The sequence below is a fragment of the Pricia sp. genome (assembly GCF_041745955.1).
Taxonomy (GTDB): Bacteria; Bacteroidota; Bacteroidia; order Flavobacteriales; family Flavobacteriaceae; genus Pricia.
This window is the reverse complement of the sequence record NZ_JBGTHY010000148.1, coordinates 1-2,919: the sequence shown is the minus strand read 5'-3', so window position 1 is coordinate 2,919 and position 2,919 is coordinate 1. Positions and strand designations below refer to the sequence as shown.

The 2,919-nt window shown below is 44.2% G+C and carries 4 protein-coding genes; 1 reads left to right on the top strand and 3 read right to left on the bottom strand.

From position 1 onward, the window contains the following. Both ACEW8S_RS05270 and ACEW8S_RS05265 read right to left on the bottom strand, forming a co-directional pair. On the bottom strand, positions 1 to 96 hold a 96-nt coding region (locus ACEW8S_RS05270), incomplete at its 3' end, for a TAT-variant-translocated molybdopterin oxidoreductase (protein ID WP_373517135.1). 34 nt (positions 97 to 130) lie between these two features. Continuing rightward, positions 131 to 1,531 (bottom strand): c-type cytochrome, encoded by a 1,401-nt coding sequence (locus ACEW8S_RS05265; protein ID WP_373517134.1) that lies wholly within the window; start codon positions 1,529 to 1,531, stop codon positions 131 to 133. 237 nt (positions 1,532 to 1,768) lie between these two features. On the opposite strand from ACEW8S_RS05265, the gene ACEW8S_RS05260 reads away from it, so the two are divergent. Beyond that, on the top strand, positions 1,769 to 2,140 hold the full coding sequence (locus ACEW8S_RS05260; RefSeq protein ID WP_373517133.1) for an SPOR domain-containing protein: 372 nt from the start codon (positions 1,769 to 1,771) through the stop codon (positions 2,138 to 2,140). A 149-nt stretch (positions 2,141 to 2,289) separates the two neighbouring features. Here ACEW8S_RS05260 and ACEW8S_RS05255 read toward each other — a convergent pair. Beyond that, positions 2,290 to 2,919, bottom strand: a 630-nt coding sequence (locus ACEW8S_RS05255; RefSeq protein ID WP_373517132.1) for a translation initiation factor IF-2, incomplete at its 5' end; no start/stop codon positions are given.

Genomic DNA, 2,919 nt, shown 5'->3' with positions numbered 1-2,919 from the left:
TTCCTCGACAAATTCGTTCTGCCGTAGCGTCTCAACAATGGAATCGTTGGGATCTAACTCCGCTCCGCTCTTCCAATATTTTTTGTTTGATGCCATACGTTTACCTATAATTTGCTACTCTCTTGTTCAATTAATAATGACACTTTCCGCATTCGAGTCCCCCCATCTGTGCCGCCGTTAAATTATCAACGCCGTACTTTTTGGAAAGTTCAGCATGGATTTTTTCATAATAAGCGTTGCCTTCGACCTTGATCTCAGTTTCGCGGTGGCAGTTGATACACCATCCCATGGTCAACGGAGCGTATTGATACATAATCTCCATCTCCTCGACGGGCCCATGGCATTCCTGACACTGTATGCCCGCCACCGAAACGTGTTGGGAATGATTGAAATAGGCGAAATCTGGTAGATTGTGTATGCGGATCCATTCTACGGGCTTGCTTTCGCCGGTATATTTTTGGTTTTCAACATCCCATCCAACGGCCTCATATAGTTTTTCGATTTCCTTGTTGTAATCAACGCCGTATTCCTCTTTACCTTCGGCCAAGGTTTCATCCGCAACTTGGTAAATTGATTTGTGGCAGTTCATACAAACATTAAGGGAAGGAATTCCCGAATGTTTGGAAACCCTTGCCGAGGAGTGGCAATATTTACATTCGATCTTGTTTTCCCCGGCATGGATACGATGCGAATAATGAATCGGCTGAATCGGTTCATAGCCTTGGTCTATGCCGATCTGCATCATCCAACCATAAGCGAAATAGGCACCTCCCAACAAAAGGAAAACAACCGAGACAAGTACCAAAAATTGATTTTTTGCGAAAGCTTTCCAAATGGGAAGACGCTTTTCGGAAGCTTCCTTTTCTACTACGATACCGTTGGCCGCAGCGATTCTCTGCAATGTTTTGTTGACCAAGAAAAGCATTACCACCAAAAGTCCGAAAACCAAGGTCAGCGCCCCTAAAATAATTTCGTTGGATATTCCGCCGGAAGAGGAGCCGCCACCGCCACCGCCTGCTACGTCAGCGTCAGCTGGCTTTTCCGCAGTTTTGGGGGGAGCGGCCGTGTAGGCCAAAATATTGTCGATATCGGCATCCGATAGCGTCGGAAAAGCGGTCATTGCCGCCTGGTTGTATTCATTGTAGATTTCGTTGGCATAGGCATCGCCCGAAGCGATGGTACCGGAACTGTTCTTGATCCATTTGTACAGCCAATCCTTGCCAAGGCCTTCTTCTTCTTGCAACCTGGATTGGACGTTGGCCAGGGCAGGCCCGGTCATTTTTCGGTTCAGGGCATGGCAAGCGGCACAGTTCTGATTGAACAATTGCTTTCCCGCCACAGGGTCGCCTTCGACCTCCGCAGCCTCTGCCTTCGCATCGTTTGCGGCTTGGTCGGTATTGGCAACCTGGGTGGCCGCTTCGTCGGAAGTAGCCTCTTCTTGTGCCATAATGGAAACGGAAAAGAGTAGGAAAAATAGTAACCCTATACCTGAAACTCTAGAAATTCGAGGGCAGTATGAAAGTTTTTGCATATGGACTTGATTTCTATCTGAACTTTGGCACGATTATTACAAGCCTATAGATAGTTATGCTTCGTTTTATCGGTGCTTAAATCAAGTGCAAAAATAAGGTATAGACTTTGTTTTGTAAATGTTAACGGATTGATAATACCTAATTTATAATTGTTCTAAATAATTGGTTTTTGGTTTTCATTGATGTTTAAAAAATTACTTTTGCACAAGACTTTTATACCCAATAAATTGCATTCCATGAAAAGAGTTGTTTGCCTTATGGTTTTTGTAGTATCCTGCGCTTTTGGCCAAGCACAAAAAGGAAAAATCACTATTAATCAAGATAAAAAAATCACCGATTTGTTGGCCATTTACAAGACGGCCAACGAAAGTGCCGCCTATTATCGCATTCAGGTCGGCTTTGGGGATTTTGCCAAGGCCAATGAAATCAAGTCAAAGGTGGAGCAGGATTTTCCAGGCCTTTTTTCCAATATAGATTTTGATTCTCCTACGTATAGGGTACGCGTAGGCCGTTTTAAAAACAAGCTCGATGCGGAGCGGAAGTTTAAGGAGGTGCGACAAAAATATCCTGATGCGATGTTGCTGCAGCCTAAGAAATCGGTGCGGTAGAACGGCGAAAATTCCAAGCACCAAATTCCAAAAAATACAACAAAAAAAATCGAACCTACACGTTCGATTTTTTTGTTATACAGTGGGGAAGCAATGCGGCGTACCTACGATAAAATCTGATTTTGGAATTTGGTGCTTGGAATTTTTCCCTATTTGGTTTTCAATTTCTTTTTGACCGCCACTTCCTGAAAAGCTTCTACAATATCCCCTTCCATAATATCATTATAGTTCTTGATTTGAAGACCACAGTCATAGCCTTTGGCAACTTCCTTCGCGTCATCTTTAAATCGTTTCAGCGATGAAAGTTCGCCAGTGTAGACTACCACACCGTCGCGGATGAGCCGTACGTTGGAATTGCGGAAAATCTTTCCGCTGGTTACCATACAACCTGCAATGGTACCCACCTTGGAAATCTTGAAGGTTTCCCGAATTTCGGCAGTACCGGTAATTTCCTCTCTAATTTCTGGCGAAAGCATACCTTCCATGGCATCCTTCAGGTCATTTATCGCATCGTAAATGATGGAATACATACGGATATCGATTTCCTCTTTTTCGGCCACATCCCTGGCATTGCCCATCGGCCTTACGTTAAAGCCGATAATAATGGCATCGGATGCAGAGGCCAACAATACGTCGGATTCCGTAATCGCGCCTACTCCTTTATGTATGATGTTCACCTGTATCTCTTCGCTCGACAATTTCTGGAAGGAATCCGTCAAGGCTTCCACAGAACCATCGACATCACCTTTAAGAATGATGTTCAGTTCTTTAAAGTCGCC